This is a genomic window from Endozoicomonas sp. SESOKO2, from assembly GCF_024606245.1.
Classification (GTDB): Bacteria; Pseudomonadota; Gammaproteobacteria; order Pseudomonadales; family Endozoicomonadaceae; genus Endozoicomonas_A.
The window spans coordinates 1-2,977 of record NZ_JAHHPQ010000004.1; the positions used below are offsets into that span (position 1 = coordinate 1).

Genomic DNA, 2,977 nt, shown 5'->3' on the forward strand with positions numbered 1-2,977 from the left:
TCATGGAGTCGGGATAATCGACGGCTTTCACGATCCTTCTGACTCATTTCGCCGTGATAAAGATCCCGGGCCAGTAGTGACAAGGGCTTGTCAGCGGAACCCTGCCATGCCAGTGATGCAGACAGTCGATTTTCTATACGTTCAATACGTTTTGCGTCAGAATTCTCTGTTACATATTCTCCCCGGGCAATCTGAAAACAATCGTTGGCCAGAGCGTGAATGGCCTCGGATCGGGTCTGCCCTGACGGTAGGGTTAGCTGCCAGCCAGAAGCCAGTGCATCTTGTAAACGTTTGATCTGTCTTGATGGCCTGATGGCTGACGGTGGACATTGCTCTGTTGCCTCCGGATCGACTTCCAACAGATACGCCACTGCCTGTCGTTGTGCTTCAGGCACATGGGCCATGATCAGGGCGCAGAGCTTGTCCAGAACTTCTTTCGCAGTCCACCGCGAAAATGGCTCTTTATAGGACAGCTGTAATTTTTCATTAAATACAGCCGGGTCAAGGGCTCTGACCAGTGGCCACAGGTTTTGCCTCACAAACGCTCTGTCCAACTGCTGAGCACTGTTGATGATGGCAGTTAACTGATCCGGGTCTACCGAGGCGGTTTGATCCTCATCCGGCTTGCAGTGCACGTCCGGTAAAAAATGCCTGCAAGCCACTTTCATAAAATCACGCACGGTCGGATGCTGTCGTGTGCCATGGGTGATGACGCTATCGATGGCTTTGCGCCAGTGGCGTGGTAAAAGCTGTGGGGACTGGTCAACCTGCTGTGCTTGTCGGGCAGCCAGTATCAGGTTATTCAACAACGCTTCGGTCATTTCAGGCAGAGGGTTACAAAGGTGGTCAGGTACGGTTGTAAACGCTTCATAAAGTTTATCAAGCGCTTGTTCTGGCAGCTCAGTCCTGGAGATATCATGTTTGCGGGCATTAATATCCCAGAGATCGACCTCAGGACAGGGTTTATCCGTGGCAAGCATCGAACGAAATACTGGCGATGGGCTTATCGAAGATTCAGGCCAGAGTAAAGTGACTTGAGCCTGCGGGTAGGCCCGTAATTGGCCATTCACCAACAAAGGCTGTCCAACCACCAGGGGTTCCAGCAGCTGCTGAAGTGTTGGATTACTTTCGAGTCCCAGGAATACCACCGGCCTGCCTGCGGTTAATGCTTTCTGCAACTCACTCTGACGTCGTCCAAAATGGGCCTTTTGTTCTGAGGTGATATGGATATTATCAAATAGCTGACTGAAGCCGGTCTGTTCATTGACCTGGATGACCAGAGGGTCTCCCCGGTGATGACGGATCCAATGACTGGCCTGGACATGTTGCCGATAAGTGACGGCCTCAAAAGAATCGTCATTGCTGGCTTTTTTCTGTAACTGAGGGTTTCTGGACAGAGGTCGCTCGTCGTTTTCTGCTAATCCCAGGGCTTTCGGCTGCTGTCGTGAATGAGCCACCTGGAGTCGAGGCTCCAGACCCGTTGTCTCGCGAATCGTCTGCAGTGAACCCAGCAAACGAAACCAAAGTGCCTCAGTGAGGGGAGACGTTACGGTGACTGTCCCACCCGCTCGAACCTGTTCCAATAGACGGTTGTTAGGCACTGCGTCGCCTTCCTGGGCAATGGCAATCGGGTTCAGCCATTCGCTGATATTACTCTGGTTAATGATGATCGGGTTTCCTGAAGTATCACCAGAATGGGGTAGCGGGTTGGATAAACTTTGAAACAGTGAATGCAGCTCATCCTTCCCTACCGGCATTTGATAAAAATGAACATCGTCGGGTAACTCACAGTTCTTCCCGTTGCTCTCAAAACACTTTTGCGCGAGCATCTGTCGAATCGTCTGTTCAAAGGCCAGATCCTGCCAGTTGGCCCCTTTCAGAATCACCCGTTGTCCGGCCCTCAGACACTCAAGCCTGCCAGGGATGTGCCGGATTCGCCCCTGCTGATCCACTCCGGGGCCGCCCAGCAGCAACTGTCGCCAGTTGCTGTGCAAGTGGCAGTCAATAAGAAGGGTATCATCGTCGTTCATAGTGCCTTCGGCAGAAGGGAGTTCAGCCAATACCGGAGGAAGTGCGTCGATATCCATCGATGGGGCATTGCCGGTCTTTGCATTGAACTGCCAGGTATTGCCCGGTCGATTAATGCGTCGCCAGAAATCAGCCCCGGGGGCATCGCCACCCCCGCCAACCGCTGCCAACTGCGCAGGGTCTGCCAAGACCAGCAGAGAGACATGCCCGCCTAGAGGTCGTTTTTTCTGACTGACTTTGTCGTACAGACAGGGGTTATCCGGGTCCAGCAGATCGTTAAATTTTGGCAGATCTTCGCTGCTGAGTTTGCGGATATCCATCACCAGGGTGAATGGCTTTGAACCTTCAAATAACTTGCCCGGACGCAGAGTGTGGCGACCATCGCCGGAAATACTCAACCGGGTTACCAGGTTGGCCTGTGAGAGGTCATCGGGGTGGGAAATAACAGTGACAGCACAATGTTCATCACAGGTCTGATTAACCAAAAGCTGTCGAACCTCATCATCACTGGCGACAAAACGAAAATTGAAGGCATGAGGGGGCTTATGGAGTGAGGAATTCGTTGAGGATACGGTTCTCGTCTTGTCAGGCATCTTCATCGGAGATGACGACAGCTTGAGTTTGATCGCTACATCAGAGCAGACTTTTGCAATCGTTGAAAGATCATCAAGCTTTGCTCTCTTGGCTGGAATGCCACTATCAGGCACGCTGTTATGAGGCACGCCGTTGTTACGAACGGGTTTGTTTATTCCTCCACCAATTTGACCATCCATGGTTAATCTCCCTACTACATTCTGAAGGACTCAATTGAAACTGCTTAAATAATTTGACCTTCAAATCGTACGAAAGTTTCATTTGGATAGTAGGTCGTTGCCAAAAAAAAAATAGGACACCCTAGGGGGCGTTCTTATCCAACCGAACGAACAGATAAAAACATCAGTAACCTGAC

The 2,977-nt window shown here is 51.3% G+C and carries 1 protein-coding gene; it reads right to left on the reverse strand.

The window, feature by feature from the left end:
* Nucleotides 1-2,801 (reverse strand): hypothetical protein (locus KDK17_RS00030; protein ID WP_257287050.1); only part of this gene is annotated, 2,801 nt, incomplete at its 3' end.
* Between the last annotated feature and the right edge of the window lie 176 nt (nucleotides 2,802-2,977).